Annotated in this window: 15 protein-coding genes; all 15 read right to left on the bottom strand. The window is 73.3% G+C overall.

Features of this window, described 5'->3' with window-relative positions:
* Positions 1 to 108: 108 nt before the first annotated feature.
* A complete protein-coding gene (lepB, locus tag DFJ68_RS04590) occupies positions 109 to 1,056 on the bottom strand; it encodes a signal peptidase I (RefSeq protein WP_308331219.1) in 948 nt (315 codons plus the stop codon).
* Positions 1,057 to 1,070: 14 nt separating this feature from the next.
* Positions 1,071 to 1,844, bottom strand: a complete 774-nt coding sequence (lepB, locus tag DFJ68_RS04585) for a signal peptidase I (protein WP_121031391.1) — start codon at positions 1,842 to 1,844, stop codon at positions 1,071 to 1,073.
* A gap of 67 nt (positions 1,845 to 1,911) precedes the next feature.
* Complete coding sequence (rplS, locus tag DFJ68_RS04580; protein ID WP_121031389.1) at positions 1,912 to 2,331, bottom strand: 50S ribosomal protein L19; 420 nt, start codon at positions 2,329 to 2,331, stop codon at positions 1,912 to 1,914.
* A 236-nt stretch (positions 2,332 to 2,567) separates the two neighbouring features.
* Positions 2,568 to 3,791 (bottom strand): tRNA (guanosine(37)-N1)-methyltransferase TrmD, encoded by a 1,224-nt coding sequence (gene trmD, locus DFJ68_RS04575; RefSeq protein ID WP_245963468.1) that lies wholly within the window; start codon positions 3,789 to 3,791, stop codon positions 2,568 to 2,570.
* Complete coding sequence (gene rimM / locus DFJ68_RS04570) at positions 3,788 to 4,354, bottom strand: ribosome maturation factor RimM (RefSeq protein ID WP_121031388.1); 567 nt, start codon at positions 4,352 to 4,354, stop codon at positions 3,788 to 3,790. The genes trmD and rimM overlap by 4 nt, the downstream gene beginning before the upstream one ends.
* A 241-nt stretch (positions 4,355 to 4,595) precedes the next feature.
* Entirely contained in the window at positions 4,596 to 4,838 is a 243-nt protein-coding gene (locus DFJ68_RS04565; RefSeq protein ID WP_121031386.1) for an RNA-binding protein, read from the bottom strand.
* A gap of 2 nt (positions 4,839 to 4,840) precedes the next feature.
* A complete protein-coding gene (gene rpsP / locus DFJ68_RS04560) occupies positions 4,841 to 5,290 on the bottom strand; it encodes a 30S ribosomal protein S16 (protein WP_121031384.1) in 450 nt (149 codons plus the stop codon).
* A 161-nt stretch (positions 5,291 to 5,451) separates the two neighbouring features.
* Entirely contained in the window at positions 5,452 to 6,462 is a 1,011-nt protein-coding gene (locus tag DFJ68_RS04555) for a GNAT family N-acetyltransferase (RefSeq protein ID WP_121031382.1), read from the bottom strand.
* Positions 6,463 to 6,562: 100 nt separating this feature from the next.
* On the bottom strand, positions 6,563 to 7,663 hold the full coding sequence (locus DFJ68_RS04550) for an amidohydrolase family protein (RefSeq protein WP_121031379.1): 1,101 nt from the start codon (positions 7,661 to 7,663) through the stop codon (positions 6,563 to 6,565).
* A gap of 194 nt (positions 7,664 to 7,857) precedes the next feature.
* The gene (locus DFJ68_RS04545; RefSeq protein WP_121031377.1) at positions 7,858 to 8,877 is read right to left on the bottom strand and encodes a hypothetical protein; all 1,020 of its coding nucleotides are present in this window, start codon (positions 8,875 to 8,877) and stop codon (positions 7,858 to 7,860) included.
* Between the two features lie 285 nt (positions 8,878 to 9,162).
* Positions 9,163 to 9,594, bottom strand: coding sequence for a DUF350 domain-containing protein (locus DFJ68_RS04540; protein WP_245963467.1), 432 nt, complete (start codon positions 9,592 to 9,594; stop codon positions 9,163 to 9,165).
* A gap of 82 nt (positions 9,595 to 9,676) precedes the next feature.
* A complete protein-coding gene (locus tag DFJ68_RS04535; RefSeq protein ID WP_121031375.1) occupies positions 9,677 to 10,891 on the bottom strand; it encodes a glutathionylspermidine synthase family protein in 1,215 nt (404 codons plus the stop codon).
* Between the two features lie 3 nt (positions 10,892 to 10,894).
* The gene (locus tag DFJ68_RS04530) at positions 10,895 to 11,254 is read right to left on the bottom strand and encodes a tRNA-dihydrouridine synthase (RefSeq protein WP_121031373.1); all 360 of its coding nucleotides are present in this window, start codon (positions 11,252 to 11,254) and stop codon (positions 10,895 to 10,897) included.
* Between the two features lie 109 nt (positions 11,255 to 11,363).
* A complete protein-coding gene (gene ffh / locus DFJ68_RS04525; protein WP_121031371.1) occupies positions 11,364 to 12,971 on the bottom strand; it encodes a signal recognition particle protein in 1,608 nt (535 codons plus the stop codon).
* Between the two features lie 147 nt (positions 12,972 to 13,118).
* Positions 13,119 to 15,482 carry a [protein-PII] uridylyltransferase gene (locus DFJ68_RS04520; protein WP_121031369.1) on the bottom strand — a complete coding sequence of 788 codons (2,364 nt, stop codon included), beginning with the start codon at positions 15,480 to 15,482 and terminating at the stop codon, positions 13,119 to 13,121.
* Positions 15,483 to 15,555: the final 73 nt, after the last annotated feature.

Here is a 15,555-nt window from a genome sequence, read left to right as displayed (position 1 = left end):
GGCGTCGGGCGGCGCGCCTTCGGGGACGCCGACGCCGAGGTGGATGCCGGTCGGCGGGCACCCGCGGAACCGGCGGGCGGGGGTGGGGCAGCAGGCACGAGCGCTCGTTCAGCCGGCCTTGCCGGTGGCGGCGCCGGAGGACGACGGGGCCGGGTTGACCGCCTTGCTCGACGCCGGGCTCGGGGCGGGGACGTCCTGGAAGGTGCGCTCGGGGACGCCGAGCCACGTGACGTGGTCGATGGGCCACACGACGAACAGGGCCCGCCCGACGATCTTGTCCATCGGCACGGAGCCGTTCGCGCCCGTGCCACCCGGGTCGTGGTACCGGCTGTCGGCCGAGTCGCTACGGTGGTCGCCCATCACCCAGACCCGGCCCTGGGGCACGACGATGTTGAACGCCTTGCCCTCGCTCGGGGCGTCGCCCGCCTTGACGTACGGCTCGTTGATGGCGACACCGTTGACCTTGATCGGGCCGGTCCCACCGTCGGACTGCACCCGGTCGCCCGGCAGGCCGATGACGCGCTTGATGAGGTGGTTCTCGGCGTCCTCGGGCAGCAGGCCGACGAACACGAGCAGGTCGTGGAACGGACCGCCCGCGGTCGAGGGGGTGGCGTTGGCACCGGAGAGCCAGGGCTCGGGCGTGCCCGGGTCCTCGAAGACGACGACGTCGCCGCGCTTGAGGTCGAAGGGTCCGGGCGTGAGCTTGCTGACGATGACCCGGTCGTCGGGCACGAGCGTGTTCTCCATCGAGCCCGACGGGATGTAGAAGGCCTGGAACAGCCACGTCTTGACGACGAAGGACAGGGCCATGGCGAGCACGACGACGATGACGATCTCGCGGATGCCGGCGAGGATGCTGCCGCCGATGCCCCGGCGGTGCTCCGGCTCGGGCTCCTCCATCGTGGCGACCGGTGCGCTGCCACCCCCCTGGCCACCGGCGCGCCGGGCCTGCTCGGAGCGCCAGGAGTCGTCGTCACGGGAGTCGCGACGGATGGCGTCGGCTCGGGCGCGCCACTGCGCGGCGCCCTCGTCGGTCTGCCCGGTGTCCTGCGCCATCACTCACCGTTCTCTCACTGGCCGCGGTCGGGGGACCCCAGCCGATCGAGCGGCCAGTATCGCACCCAAACCCGACCGATGATGTCCTCCCCCGGCAGCATGCCGCTGCCCGGGTCGCCCAGGTGCGCACGTGAGTCGGCGGAGTCTCCGCGGTTGTCACCCATGACCCAGAACCGGTCGGCGGGCAGGGTGACGTCGAAGGTCGTCAGGCTCGGGTCCTGCCCCGGTTTGAGGTAGGGCTCGTCGACCGGGCGGCCGTTGACCTCGAGGCGGCCGTCGCCCGCACAGCACCGCACCCGGTCGCCGGGCAGCCCGATGACGCGCTTGACGTAGTCGGTCGGCTGGCCCCGCCCGAAGAAGCTCTCGGCCCCGGCGACGATGCTGCCGAACAGCCCCCGGGCCGGCACGTCGAGGTCGAAGGCCCGCGAGGCGTCGAAGACGACGATGTCGCCGCGGTGCAGGTCACCCGGCGCGGTCAGCCGCGTCACGAGGATGCGGTCGCCGATCTCGAGCGTGTCCTCCATCGATGCGCTCGGGATGCCGAAGGGCGTCACGACGAAGGTGCGCACGAGCAGGACGAGCAGCAGCAGGACCGCGGGGGTGATGACCCACCGCAGCGACCGACCCCGGCGCGCGGACCCGGCCGTGCCGGCATCCTCGCGGGTCATCGGGCGCCCACCCGAGGGCTCGGTGCGCTCGGTGGGCTCGGTGGGCTCGGTGGCCTCGGAGTCGGTGGGGGCAGCAGCAGGCGCGGTGTCCCCGACCCGGTCGGCGGGTCCCCCGCTCATCGGGGGTCCTGCCGGGCGGGGGGCACCGCGCCTCTGGTGCCGCCGGAGTGGCGGCTGGTCACGTCGTTCAGCTGGTGCTGGCGGCACTCGCCTTGGCGGCGCTCGCCTTGGCGGCGGCCTTGGCCGCGCCCTTGACGGGCACCGAGTCGCGCTTCTCGCGGATCTTGGCGGCCTTGCCGCGCAGGCCACGCAGGTAGTACAGCTTGGCGCGACGCACGTCACCGCGGGTCATGACCTCGATGTGGTCGATGATCGGCGTGTGCAGCGGGAAGGTGCGCTCGACGCCGACGCCGAAGCTGATCTTGCGGACGGTGAAGGTCTCGCCGATGCCACCGCCGTGGCGGCGGATGACGACGCCCTGGAACACCTGGACGCGCGAGCGCGTGCCCTCGATGACCTTGACGTGCACCTTGAGGGTGTCGCCGGCGCGGAAGTCGGGGACGTCGGACCGCAGAGAGGCGGAGTCGATGTCGTCGAACGTGTGCATGTCGGTTCGCTTTCCTGGGCGCCACAGGCCACCCGGTCGGGTCAGGTCTGTCTGAGTCCGTCTGGATGCGTCGGTCGTGGCCACGTCGAGGGCACCGGATGCCGGTGGGCCGGCTCCGTGCGGTGCCCCGACTCCCCCTGTGGCAGGGGCCGTCGATGACCGGACGCAAGGACTGAGTCTGCCAGAGCGGGGGGTCAGACCTGAAATCGGTGCGCGACCGGGTCGAGCGGCACGGTTCAGGCGCCCGTGCGCCGGCGCTTGACGAGCTCGACGGTGCCGGCGATCTGCGGCGGGCCGGGCAGCAGGCGGTAGCCCGCCTTGCGGTACAGCCGGATGTTGCGCTCGCTGCGGGCGCCGGTGATGAGCGAGACGGTGCGGATGGCGTCGGTCGCGTCGTCCTCGGCCAGGGCGAGGAGGCGGCGGCCGAGCCCGCGCCCCTGCTGGTCGGGGGCGACGCAGAGCCGGCCGACGAAGAGGTCGTCGGCACCGGTCGCGGTCGTGCGCACCGAGGTGCGGACCGAGCCGACGAGCCGTCCGGCCCGGCGGGCCACCCACGTCCGGTGCGCGGCGATGGCGGTGACGACGTCGTCGAGGCTCTCGTGCAGCGCCGGGATGTCGAGCCGGTCGTTGCTGACCGCCTCGCTCACCCAGCACGCGAGCATCAGCAGGTGCAGCTCGGGGGCGTCGGCGGGCGTGGCAAGCCGCACCTCGAGGCCGGCGTCGCCGAGCGAGGGGTGCAGCAGGTCGGGGCGCCGGGCGGCGGTGCGGGCCAGTCGCTGCTCGTGGCGCCACGCGGCGATGGCGGCGTGGTTGCCCGACAGCAGCACCTCCGGCACCGCACGTCCGCGCCACGGGTCGGGCTTGGTGTAGACGGGGTACTCGAGCAGGCCGTCCTCGTGCGACTCCTCGACGAGGGACGCGGCGTTGCCGATGACGCCCGGGACGAGCCGGGCCACGGCCTCGACCATCGCCAGCACGGCGACCTCGCCCCCGTTGAGCACGTAGTCGCCGAGGCTGACGACGCTGACCTCGAGGCCGAGGTCCTCGCGGGCGTGGTCGAGCACCCGCTCGTCGATGCCCTCGTAGCGACCGCAGGCGAAGACGAGCCACGGCTCCTGCGCCAGCTCGCGCGCCATGGCCTGGGTGAAGGGGGCGCCGCCGGGGCCGGGCACGACGAGCCGCGGCCGTTCGGTGGGGCCGGCCTTGGCGACGACGGCCTCCAGCGCCTCCGCCCACGGCTGCGGCTTCATCACCATGCCGGCGCCGCCGCCGTAGGGCGTGTCGTCGACCGAGCGGTGCCGGTCGTGCGCGTGCTCGCGCAGGTCGTGGACGGCGACCTCGAGGATGCCGTCGGCGCGGGCCTTGCCGATGAGGCTGAGGTCGAGCGGGGCGAGGTAGTCGGGGAAGATCGTGACGACGTCGACGCGCAGCGCGGGTCGCCGCGCCGGCACGGCCGTCATCGGGCCTCGTCGCGGTAGAGGTCGAAGAGCCCGGCGGGCGGGTCGAGCACGACGTGGTCGGACTCGACCGTCGGCACGAACTGGCGCACGAACGGCACGTAGGCCTTGACGCCGTCGGTGAGGGTCACGACGAGACGGTCCTGCGCGGCACCGAGCTCGAGACCCGAGATCGTGCCGACGACGGCGCCGGTGGCGTCACGGGCCTCCAGGCCGACGAGATCCTCCTCGTACCAGGCGTCCTCGTCGGCCGCGTCGGTGTCGCCGTCGACCCCGTCACCGGCACCGGCATCCGCGTCGGCGAGCAGCCGCGTGCCGCGCAGGCCCTCGGCGCCGGTGCGGTCGGGGACCTCCGCGAACGCGATCAGCCAGACGCCGTTGTGCACGCGGGTCGAGCGGATGGTCAGCTGCCGCGGCACCCCGGAGCCGGCGGCCGCCTCGGTGTCGAGCACGGCCCCGTCGGGGAAGCGTCGGTACGGGTCGTCGGTGTGCAGCTGGACGGTGACCTCACCGTTCAGGCCGTGCGGCTTGCCGATGCGGGCGACCAGCACGTTGTCGCGGCTCATGGGCCGATCCTCTCAGGTCGGTCACCCCCACCGTCGAGTGGCCACGTCCCGACACCTCACAAACCGTCGAGAGGCCATTTCGCGACGCCCTCACCGTCGAGGGGCCATTTCGTGACGACAGGAACTGGCCACTCGACGGTGCTGGGGGCGGCGCGCCGGTAGCCCCCCGGGGGGACGACGACGGAGGGTGGGCGCACCGTGCGGTGCGCCCACCCTCCGGTGGTCGAGCTGGGGGCTGCGCTCAGCGGGCGCGGTCGGTGTCGACGATGTCGACGCGCACGTTGCCGTTGCCCGCGAGGGCCCCGACGACGGTGCGCAGCGCGCTCGCCGTGCGACCCGAACGGCCGATGACGCGGCCGAGGTCGTCGGGGTGCACGCGCACCTCGAGCAGCTCGCCCCGGCGCAGGTCCTTGCGACGAACGACGACGTCCTCGTCGTGGTCGACGATGCCCTTGACGAGGTGCTCGAGCGCCTCCTCGAGCATGCTCAGGCCTCGGCCTTCGCGCTGTCGTCGCTCTCGGTGCCGGTGGCGTCGGCGGCGGGCGCGTCGGCCTTCTTCTCGGCGCGCTTGCGGGCCGGGCGGTCCTCGCTCGAACCGGCGGCGGCGACGGCGGCCTCGTAGAGGTCCTTCTTCGACGTCTTCTCCGACTTGGTCCGGAGCGTGCCCTCGGTGCCCTCGAGGCCCTTGGCCTTCTGCCAGTCACCGGTGATCTTGAGCAGTGCGGCGACGGACTCGGTGGGCTGGGCGCCCTTGCTCAGCCAGTACTGGGCGCGCTCGCCGTCGATCTCGATGACCGAGGGCTCCTCGGTGGGGTGGTACTTGCCGATCTCCTCGATGGCACGGCCATCGCGCTTGGTGCGCGAGTCCATGACGACGACGCGGTAGAACGGGGCACGGATCTTGCCCATGCGCTTGAGACGGATCTTCACGGCCACTGGTGTGGTTCCTTGTCTGTGGTGAGCGCGGCGAGACCACGCAGGATCGCGTGGGGTGCCGGATGCTCGGTGTAGGCGTCCGGGTCAGGCGAGATGGTCTCCGGCCCGACGGGTACAGCCGTCCATTCTGCCAGACGGGGTGTCGTGCTCCGAACCGTCGGTCACGGTGAGCTCGACGCCACCCGCGCCCGCAGCGCGACCGCGACGAGCTGTCGCGGGGTGAGCGGCTCGCGGGTGTCGACCGTGACGACCGGTCCCAGCGCGAGCGGCCCTGCGGTGTCGACGCAAGTCAGGTCGCAGTGAACCTCGGGCACGGATGCCGGGTCGAACCCTGCCGCGGTCAGCCCCCTCTGCACGTGGTCGGCGTCACGGGCCTGCCAGGGGCCGTCCACGACCGCGCCGACCGGCGAGTCGGCGAGCAGCCGCCAGAGGGTCTCGCCCACCCCCACCACGTCGGGAGGAGACGAGCCGGCGACACCTACCTTCACGGCATCCGCGCTCAGCAGGGGCAGGCCGAGCTCGGCGGCGAGCGCCGTTGCGACACGTGCCTTCCCGGCTCCGGGGAGCCCGCTGACGAGCACGGCGGTGCGACGCCTGGGGTGGGGGCGGTACGGCTCGGCGGGCCAGTCGGTCGCGAGCATCGTGTATCGGTCGTGGTCGCGCCAGTCGCGCCTGCCGTCGGGGCCGGGGATGTGCAGGTAGTCGCGCGAGAAGCCCTCGTGGACGAAGCCGAGGGAACGGGCTAGGCCGGCCGAGCGCCCGTTGACCGGCTGGATGTTCGCCTCGACGCGGTGCAGGGCCATGCCCTCCGGCTCCGGGGCGAAGAGCAGGCCGACGACGAGCCGCAGGCCCTCGGCGAACAGGCCCGTGCCGGCGTAGGGGTCGTAGGCGTCGTAGCCCATCGTCGCGCTGCGGAAGGACCCGCGCACGACGTTGGCGACGTTGACCCGGCCGACGAGTCCGTGCTCGCGGCCGGGGTCGCGCGACCAGACCATGAAGCTGCGGTAGACGGCGCTCTGCGACGCGACGATGGCGGGGAGGTTCTCGGGGTCCGGCACGGCGAAGTCGGCCAGGCGGTGGTGCGACCGGGTGACGGCCTCGCGGTAGGCCTCGACGTCGGCGAGGGTCGGCGGGCGTACCTCGACGCGGTCGCCGACGGCGCTGAACGGCATCCGGGCGGTCGTGTCGTGAGCGGGCTCTGCGTCGAGCGGCGCGATGGCCGAGGTGGGCAGGGGCAGCGGGGACCGCGGGTGGGGCGGGCCGGGCCGGGGGTCAGGCGACAACACGGCCCCGGAGGACGACGGCCACGGGGTCGGCGACGACGCCGACGTCGGCGCGGGGGTCGCCGGCCAGCACGACGAGGTCGGCGTCCTCCCCCTCGACGATGCCCGGGCGGCCGAGCCACTCGCGCGCTCCCCACGTCGCCGCCGAGACGACCTGCTCGGGACGCATCCCGGCTCGGACGAGCTCGGCCATCTCCTGGGCGACGAGGCCGTGCGGCAGGCTGCCGCCGGCGTCGGTGCCGACGAAGATGGGCACACCGGCCTCGTGCGCGGCGCCGACGGTGGCGTAGCGGCGCTCGTGCAGGTCGAGCATGTGGCGGTGGTACTCGGGGAACTTCTCCTTCGCCGGCTCCGCGATGGCCGGGAAGGTCGCGATGTTGACGAGGGTCGGCACGATGGCGATGCCCTGGGCGGCGAAGGTGTCGATACTGTCCTCCTGCAGCCCGGTCGCGTGCTCGATGCAGTCGATGCCGGCGGCGGCGAGGTCACGCAGCGACTGCTCGCCGAAGCAGTGGGCGGTGACGCGCACCCCCTCCTCGTGGGCGGCGGCGATGGCGGCCGCGACGACGTCCTGCGACCAGCTCGGCGCGAGGTCGCCCGTGCCGCGGTCGATCCAGTCGCCGACGAGCTTGACCCAGCCGTCGCCCCGGTGGGCCTCGAGGCGCACGTGCCTCTCGAGCTCGTCCTCCTCGACCTCGTGGGCGAAGTTGCGGATGTAGCGGCGGGTTCGGGCGATGTGGCGGCCGGCGCGGATGATCTTCGGCAGGTCGTCACGCTCGTCGATCCAGCGGGTGTCGCCGGGCTGGCCGGCGTCGCGCACGAGCAGGGTGCCGGCGGCGCGGTCGGTGAGGGCCTGCTGCTCGGTCTCGTCGCGCCCGACCTCGCCGTGCGGTCCGAGACCGATGTGGCAGTGGGCGTCGACGAGTCCCGGCAGCACCCACCCCTCGACGGTCTGCATGGTCGCGGCGGCCTCGGGCGAGGTGGGGCGCTCGAAGGTGACCCGCCCGCCCACGACCCAGAGCTCGTCGACCACCTCGTCGGGGCCCACGAGCACCCGACCGCGCACGTGCAGCACCGGAGCAGCAGCCATGCAGCGACCCTACCGATGCGCCCGCTCCCCCGCCCGCTCCCGACGCGCCGCCGCGCCGGTCCTGGCAGCACGCACCGCCCGATGATCTGCCAGCTGATCCGCCGGTTGATTGTCTGGCGAGACCCAGCCGCCCGGCATCCCGATCAACTGGCAGATCACCTGGCGTTCGGCGTTGCCCCAGCAGCACCGACCGCCTACTGATCCGCCTGTTGATGTGCCGGATGATCGGCTGGCACGTCGTGGGGCGCCCCCGCGAGGCGTGCGGCCCAGTCGCGCGGGGTGGCCGTGACCGGTGGTCGTGGACGGCGGGCCGCACGCTCACGGGCGGCGAGCACCCGGGCGACGACCTTGTCCGGATGCCGTGTGATGGCGTTGGGCGTCACCCCGACGACCTCGATGGTGCACTCCCGAAGGTCCTCGTCACCGTCGACCGTCGCGTCCCAGTCGAGCGCCCCAGCGTGGAACCGGCGCGAATGGACCATGACGGCGAGGGCGACCTCGTCGAGCCAGAGGTCAGGGGTGGTGAGGGGGCGGCTGTTCTCGTCCTCCAGCGCCGGGTTGGCCATGAGCTGCGGGAACCGGCCGCTCCGGCGGAGCAGGGCGCCGAGCTCGGCCTCCGGGACCGACCACGCACCCGTGGCCGCCGCCGCGAGAGCCTTCTTGAGGCGAACGGTGCCGTTGCGACGCCGGACCCCGACCCAGTGCTGAACGTCGTCGACCCTGACGAGGCGCTCCTGCACCGCGCGGATGATCATGGCTGTCGCAGCATCGTCGTCAGGGGCCTGGGCAGCGGCGTCGACCAGGGCCCTCGGGCGACAGGCCAGCCGCAGCGGGCCCTGCGCGAGCAGGCGCTCGTCGGTCAGGGCGGTCGCGCGCACCGTCACCCAGCCGATGCGCCGGCTCCGGGCCGGGAACGGGACCATCACCTGCACGGGTGCCAGCGGTCCGGGAGGAACGAGTCCGTGACGCATCGCCGCGGTCGTGCCGCTGAGCCACGACTCCGGGCCGGCCGCGAGCAGCGCCGCGACGAGACGCTGCTCGTCGCTCGGTAGGCCGGGAGACATCAGTAGCACCCCGGGGAGCAGTGCCCGCCACCGGTGACCCACCCGCCAACGGACCATGGCGGGAGAGACTCCCCCGTCGACGAGCTGTCGTCGCGTGAGCACGCCCCACTGCTCGTCGGCCAGCGAGGCAAGGTGGTCCGGCAGCTCCATCGCCTCAGCGTGCCGCCACCGACCCGATCGCCGTCCGGCTCATCCACAGGGTCAGGACGGGACCAGCGTTCTCACCCGTCGACTGGCAGATCAACTCGCAGATCAGCTGGCGGGTGGTGTCGTCAGGGCAGCAGCACCTGCAAGGTGATCGGCCAGTTGATCGATCTGCAACCGCGCTGGCGCTGTTCCGGTCAACTGGCGGATCAGTTGGCAGATCAACTGGCGGAAGGCGTCGTCAGGGCAGCACCACCTGCGAGTTGATCTGCCAGTTGACGCGGGCGGAGGTCAGGCGATGCTGGCGGTGACGACGAGGCTCACCGCGACCTGGACGGCCGCCGCCACGACGCAGGCCGGGTGGAAGGCCTTCTCCACCACCATCGCGGCCATGTCCCCCGGCGTGACGAGATCGAGCAGCCGGAAGGCCGCCGCCTGCAGCAGCACGCCGAGCAGGCCGAAGACCACCGTCCACACCAGGGCCGAGCCGAAGCCGGACTCGCCGTTGGTCCAGATGGCCGTGAAGACGATGCCGCCGAGGCCGACGAACCCGGCGCCGAGCACGACCGCCGCGTTGACCGACCGCTCGACCCAGATATGCCGGCCGAGGTGCCCGGGCGTCAGCACGTCGAGGGCGAGGTAGCCGAGGCCGAGCATGACGATGCCGACCGCGGCGTAGGCGGCGGCGTAACCGACGTGGCTGGTCAGGTCCATCAGGTCCATGGGCTTCTCCTGGGGTGGCGGTCGGGCGTCGGACGGGTCACGGGCAGGGCGGTCATGGGCAGGGCGGTCATGGGCAGGGCGGTCACGGCTGCGCCACCCACGACGCGATGTCGTCGGGGCTCGAGCGCGGGCCGAGGATGAGGTGCGGCACGAAGCGCGCACGCGTGTTGGTGATGAGGTTGGTCGACTCGCGCACTCCGAGACCGGCCGGCTTGCCGTCGACGACCCACGTGCCGAGCACCGGGTGGTTGCCGTCGTAGTCGGGCAGCGGCACGTACTGCTGGTAGACGAGCGGCTGGCCGGCGGAGTGGGTCGCGGGCGTCTCCTCGAGACCGTCGGGGCTCACGACCCGCACGCCGTCGCCCTCCCAGCCGAACAGCGGCTTGGCGGCGTAGGCCGGCATCCCGTGCGGGTGGTCGAAGTACGCGGGCAGCAGGTTGGGGTGGCCCTCGAACATCTCCCACATCACCGGCAGCAGCGCCTTCGAGCCGGCGAGCAGCTTCCACGGCGGCTCGACCCACTGGGTGCACGAGCGCCCCGACACGAGGTACTGGCCGAAGGGCGAGGCCAGCATCCACTCGGTCGGGTACATCTTGAAGCAGTGGGTGATCGGCTCGCCCTGCAGGTCGACGAAGCGCTCCGCCTCGTGGGCCCAGCCGATGTCCTCCATCGTGATCCCGAGGGCGAGCAGGCCGGCCTCCTGCGCGGCGTCGCGCAGGTAGGCGACGGTGGCCCAGTCCTCGGTCGGCTCGTCCTGGCCGACGGCGAAGTGCATGCGGTCGATGCCGGCCCGCCGGCGCAGCCGTCGGAACGCCTCGACCAGCCTCTCGTGCAGCAGGTTCCACTGGTCACGGTCGGGGTGCAGGTCCTCGAGCCACATCCACTGCACGACCGCCGCCTCGACGAGCCCGGCCGGGGTGTCGGCGTTGTACTCGAGCAGCTTCGGCGGCCCGTCGCCGTCCCAGGCGAGGTCGAACCGCCCGTAGAGCGAGGTGCCGTCGGGGTCGGCGAGCGAGTCGGCGAGCCAGCGGAACGAGCCCTCCGGCAGCCCTTGCCGCGCCGTGATGCCCGGGTCCGACGCCATCCGCCGCACCGCCTCGAGGGCCATCCGGTGCAGGTCGGCGGTCGCCGTCTCGAGCCGCTCGACGTCGTGCTCGGTGAAGGTGTAGCAGGCGCGCTCGTCCCAGTAGGGCTCGACGCCGCCGCCGGCCTCGGACCGCTCGACCGCGTAGGTCAGCCCCTGGTCCTGCACCGTCTGCAGCCAGCCGTCACGCGGGACGGACGCGATGCGGTCCACCGGTCACCCACCGAGGGTCGAGTGCGCCGACGTGAAGCCGCCGCGGGTGACCGTGCCCCCGTCGGCGGAGAAGCCCTTGCCCGTCCACGCGCCGCTGCGCGGGGTGGTCGTCCCGCCGGATGCCGCCTGCCCGACCTTGGGCGCCGCGACGCCCCTCGGCACGTAGTACCAGCCGTAGCCGCCGTGGAAGCCGGTGGTCTGGCGGCTGTCGCACCGGTCGTCGCTGACGCGGGTGTTCGTCTTCTGGTCGACGCACACGCCGGCGTAGTCGTAGTCGGCCTGGTTCGAGCAGCCCGACAGGCCGACGGTGACGAGGGCGACGGTGCCGACGGAGACGAGGGCCGAGCGACGGCGGGCGGGCATGCGAGCGCTCCTGTTCGTGAGGTGGGAGCCGCGGTGCGCGGCTCCGTCGGGGTGGACGCTCCCGGCATCCGGTCGGCTCCCTCGGAAGCCACGTCGGATGCCGTGGGGCTCAGCGCCCGAGGAACTTCTCGAAGCCCTTGGGCAGGTTCGACGGGTCGAAGTCGGCCGTCGGGTCGGCCGGGGCGTCGGCGCCCTGGCCACCGAAGGCGCCGCCGGCGGGGCGGGCGGACGCCTTCTGCGCCGCCTCCCGCTCCTCGGCCGCGCGCTTGGCCGGGTTGCCGCTCTTGCTCTTCTTGCGCTGCGGCTGCTGCGCGCGCCCGCGCTTGCCACCCCCGGGGACGCCGGGCATGCCGGGCAGCCCGCCGCCACCACCGCGGGCCATCGACTTCATCATCTTCTGGGCCTGGCCGAAGCGCTCGAGCAGCTGGTTGACCTCGGTGACGGTGACGCCGGAGCCCTTGGCGATGCGGGCGCGGCGCGAGCCGTTGATCTGCTTGGGGTGGGTGCGCTCGAACGGCGTCATCGAGCGGACCATCGCCTCGACGCGGTCGAACTCGCGGTCGTCGAACGCGTCGAGCTGGTCACGCATCCCCTGCATGCCCGGCATCATCTTGAGCATCGACTTGAGCGAGCCCATCTTCTTGATGGCGTTCATCTGCGAGAGGAAGTCCTCGAAGGTGAAGTCCTCCTCCGCCATGAACTTGCGGGCCATCTCGTCGGCCTCGCGCTTGTCGAAGGCGCGCTCGGCCTGCTCGATGAGGGTGAGCACGTCACCCATGTCGAGGATGCGGCTGGCCATGCGGTCGGGGTGGAAGACCTCGAGGTCGGTGACCTTCTCACCCGTCGACGCGAACATGATCGGCTCGCCGGTGATCTCCGCGACCGACAGGGCGGCGCCACCGCGGGCGTCACCGTCGAGCTTGCTCAGCACGACGCCGGTGAAGGCGACGCCGTCGTGGAAGGCCTGCGCCGTCTCGACCGCGGCCTGACCGATCATCGCGTCGATGACGAAGAGCACCTCGTCGGGGCGGATCGCCTCGCGGATGTCTGCGGCCTGCTGCATGAGGTTCTCGTCGACCGCGAGACGTCCGGCGGTGTCGACGATGACGACGTCGTGCTGGCGGGCACGGGCGAACTCGATGCCCTGGCGCGAGACCGTCACGGGGTCGCCGAACGAGCGCGTGCCCTCACCGCTGTCGAGGACGGCGTCGTGACCACCCATGTTGCCGCGCTCGGGCGCGAAGACCGGGATGCCGGCCCGCTCGCCGACGACCTCGAGCTGGGTCACGGCGTTGGGGCGCTGGAGGTCGGCGGCGACGAGGATCGGGGTGTGGCCCTGGTCCTTGAGGCGCTTGCCGAGCTTGCCGGCGAACGTCGTCTTGCCCGACCCCTGGAGTCCGGCGAGCATGATGACCGTCGGCGGCGTCTTGGCCAGCTCGAGCTGGCGGGTCTGCCCACCGAGGATGCCGACGAGCTCGTCCTGCACGATCTTGACGACCTGCTGGGCCGGGTTGAGGGCCCCGCTGACCTCGGCCCCGAGCGCGCGCTCGCGCACCGCCGAGGTGAACCGCTTGACGACGGGTAGCGCGACGTCGGCGTCGAGCAGCGCCAGCCGGATGTCACGGATCGTCGAGTTGACGTCGGACTCCGACAGGCGGCCCTTGCCGCGCAGGTTCTTGAAGGTGGCGGTCAGCCGGTCAGACAGGGATGCGAACACCCGCGCAACTTTATCCGGTGCCGGGCCGGTGGCCGACCGACCGCCACCTTCAAGAACCTGCGCCACCCCCGCCACCCCCGCCTACGTCGGATGCCGGGTCGCGCCGTCAGAGGGTCGAGGGGGTGGCGGGGGTGCGCGGCGGTGGGCTCAGGGGCCGTCGCACGTGTCGATGATCATGGCGACCGCCTGCGCCGCCCGGGCCGGGGCCAGCCGCCCGCCGCCGAACTCGGTGACGTAGAAGGTGTCGAGCGTCTGGCCCGCGTAGGTGGCGATGTGGGCCGAGCGCACCGACAGCGAGGCGCGCGCCAGCGTGATGCCGATGTCCTGCAGCAGCCCGGGCCGGTCGGTGGCCCGCACCTCGATGACGGTCGCCGTGTCGGAGGCGCTGCTGATGACCATGGCGCGGGCCGAGTCGGGGTGCCCGGTGCCGGGGCTGCGCACGCCGCTCGATCGGCGCCGCTGCAGCCTGCCCAGGGGGCTGCGGTCACCGGTCGCGACGCGCATGAGGTCGCGGGAGATGACGGCCGGAAGCGGGGTCTCCCCGCCGGGCGAGTCGACCCACCACTCGTTGACGGCCAGCCCGTCGACGGTGCGCACGATCGCGGAGCGGACGACGAACCCGTGGGCGGCGAGGAGGCCGGCGGTGTCGGCGAAGAGGCCCGCCCGGTCACGGTCGACGACGTCGACCCGGTGAGCCCCGCCGAGCGAGGAGACGAGCACGTACGGCTCCCCCGACGCCATGCGCTCGAGCGCGTCGTCGTTGAGCGAGAGCGAGGGCGCCGGCTCGAGCGCCTGCGGCTCGTCACCCTCGTGCGCGGCGACGAGCGCGGCGCGGCAGGCGGCGTGCAGGCGCACGACGAGCCCGGCCCGCCAGTCGCTCCAGGCCTTGGGCCCGGCGGCGGAGGCGTCGGCCTCGGTGAGGGCGCGCAGCAGGTCGAGCGTCGTGACCGAGCCCCCGACGGCATCCGAGAGGGCCGAGATCGTGGCCGGGTCCTCGGGGTCGCGGCGCGTGGCGAGCTCGACGAGCGTCAGGTGCTCACGCACGAGCCGCACGACGATCTCCCGGTCGGCGTCGGGCACCCCCATGCGTCGCAGGACGGTGTCGGCGACCTGGGCGCCGGTGACCGAGTGGTCGGTCGAGCCGGGGACCTTGCCGATGTCGTGGAGCAGGGCCGCGAGCATGAGCAGGTCGGGACGGGCGACGTCGCGCACCATGCCGCTCGCGGCGACGACCGACTCGACGAGGTGGCGGTCGACGGTGTGGCGGTGCACGGCGTTGCGCTGCGGGCGGCTGCGCACGGCGCGCCACTCGGGGATCCAGCGCTCGACCACCCCGGCGAGGTCGAGCCCCTCCCACACGGTGACGAGGCCGGGCCCGGCGGCGAGCAAGTCGGAGAAGAGCCCGCGGGCGACCTCCGGCCAGGGCTCCGGCAGCGACGGGGCCTGCTCCGAGAGGTTGCGCAGCGTCGTCGGCGACAGCGGGATGCCGCCCCGCGCGGCCACGAGCGCGGCGCGCAGCGGGATGACGGGGTCGGAGGCGAGGTCGGCCGACGGCCCGAGCACGGCCTCGCCGTCGTGGCGGTAGAGGCCGTAGCCGAGCGGGGCCAGCTGCGGGCGGCGCGGGCCGACGCGCAGCGTGCGGGCGCGCTGCGACTGCAGGGCGCGCCTCAGGGTGCCGTCGACGGCGTAGGCCACCGTGCGCGCCGAGGTCGAGACGTCGGTGAGCAGGTCGTCGCTGTCGGTGTAGCCGAGCAGCGCGGCGCAGGCGTCCTGTTCCTCGCGGGTGAGGCGGTCGCGGCCCCGACCCGTGACGACGTGGATGGCGTCGCGCACGTCGAGCAGCCGCTCGTGCGCGAGGTCGACCTCGCCGTGCGGCCGGTCGGTGAGCCAGGCCGCGGTGAGCGCGCGCAGCACCGACATGTCGCGCAGCCCGCCGTGGGCCTCCTTGAGGTCGGGCTCGACGAGGTGGGCGAGGTCACCCTGCCGGGCGTGCCGGGCCAGCACCGACTCGTGCATCTCCGACAGGCGGGTCCGGGCGTTGGCGCGCCAGTCGTGGGCCACCGTCGAGCGGGCCGCGTTGACGACGTCGGCGTCACCGGCGACGTGCGTGAGGTCGAGCAGGCCGACGGCGGCGGACAGGTCGTCGCTCGCCACGGCGCGGCACTCCGAGACGGTGCGCACGCTGTGGTCGAGCCGCACCCCGGCGTCCCAGATCGGGTACCAGAGCTTGTCGGCGAAGGCGCCGACCTCCTTGCCCGACAGGCCGCGCGGGTGGTGGACGAGCACGAGGTCGTAGTCGCTGAGGGGACCGCCGTCGCCGCGGGCGAGCGACCCGACGGCGGCCAGGGCCACGCCCTCGTGCCGCCGGCCCGCGCAGGCGTCCCGCCAGAGGTCCTGCAGCCACGAGAAGCCGAACTCGGCCAGGGCCCGCCGACGCTGGGCCCCGGCGCCGGGCGCCGCGAAGCTGCGGGTGCCGGCGAGGTCGAGCCGCCTCGAGGTCACATCTGTCATGTCGTGCGCCGCCCCCGCGTGTCGTCCTGCGTGTGTCGTTCCGTACGTCCGTCGTGCCGTCGTGCCGTCCGTG

Source organism: Terracoccus luteus (assembly GCF_003635045.1).
Taxonomy (GTDB): domain Bacteria; phylum Actinomycetota; class Actinomycetes; order Actinomycetales; family Dermatophilaceae; genus Terracoccus; species Terracoccus luteus.
The sequence above is the reverse complement of the archived record's forward strand: the minus strand, read 5'-3'. Positions and strand labels throughout refer to the sequence as shown.

Bases quoted from the DNA above. Each gene is read 5' to 3' on its own strand.
- DFJ68_RS04540 (WP_245963467.1), bottom strand. From the start codon at position 9,594: ATGGACCTGATGGACCTGACCAGCCACGTCGGTTACGCCGCCGCCTAC.
- DFJ68_RS04520 (WP_121031369.1), bottom strand. From the start codon at position 15,482: ATGACAGATGTGACCTCGAGGCGGCTCGACCTCGCCGGCACCCGCAGC.
- rimM (WP_121031388.1), bottom strand. From the start codon at position 4,354: ATGAGCCGCGACAACGTGCTGGTCGCCCGCATCGGCAAGCCGCACGGC.
- DFJ68_RS04565 (WP_121031386.1), bottom strand. From the start codon at position 4,838: ATGCTCGAGGAGGCGCTCGAGCACCTCGTCAAGGGCATCGTCGACCAC.
- lepB (WP_121031391.1), bottom strand. From the start codon at position 1,844: ATGAGCGGGGGACCCGCCGACCGGGTCGGGGACACCGCGCCTGCTGCT.
- rplS (WP_121031389.1), bottom strand. From the start codon at position 2,331: ATGCACACGTTCGACGACATCGACTCCGCCTCTCTGCGGTCCGACGTC.
- DFJ68_RS04555 (WP_121031382.1), bottom strand. From the start codon at position 6,462: ATGCCGTTCAGCGCCGTCGGCGACCGCGTCGAGGTACGCCCGCCGACC.
- DFJ68_RS04545 (WP_121031377.1), bottom strand. From the start codon at position 8,877: ATGGAGCTGCCGGACCACCTTGCCTCGCTGGCCGACGAGCAGTGGGGC.
- lepB (WP_308331219.1), bottom strand. From the start codon at position 1,056: ATGGCGCAGGACACCGGGCAGACCGACGAGGGCGCCGCGCAGTGGCGC.
- DFJ68_RS04550 (WP_121031379.1), bottom strand. From the start codon at position 7,663: ATGGCTGCTGCTCCGGTGCTGCACGTGCGCGGTCGGGTGCTCGTGGGC.
- DFJ68_RS04530 (WP_121031373.1), bottom strand. From the start codon at position 11,254: ATGCCCGCCCGCCGTCGCTCGGCCCTCGTCTCCGTCGGCACCGTCGCC.
- trmD (WP_245963468.1), bottom strand. From the start codon at position 3,791: ATGACGGCCGTGCCGGCGCGGCGACCCGCGCTGCGCGTCGACGTCGTC.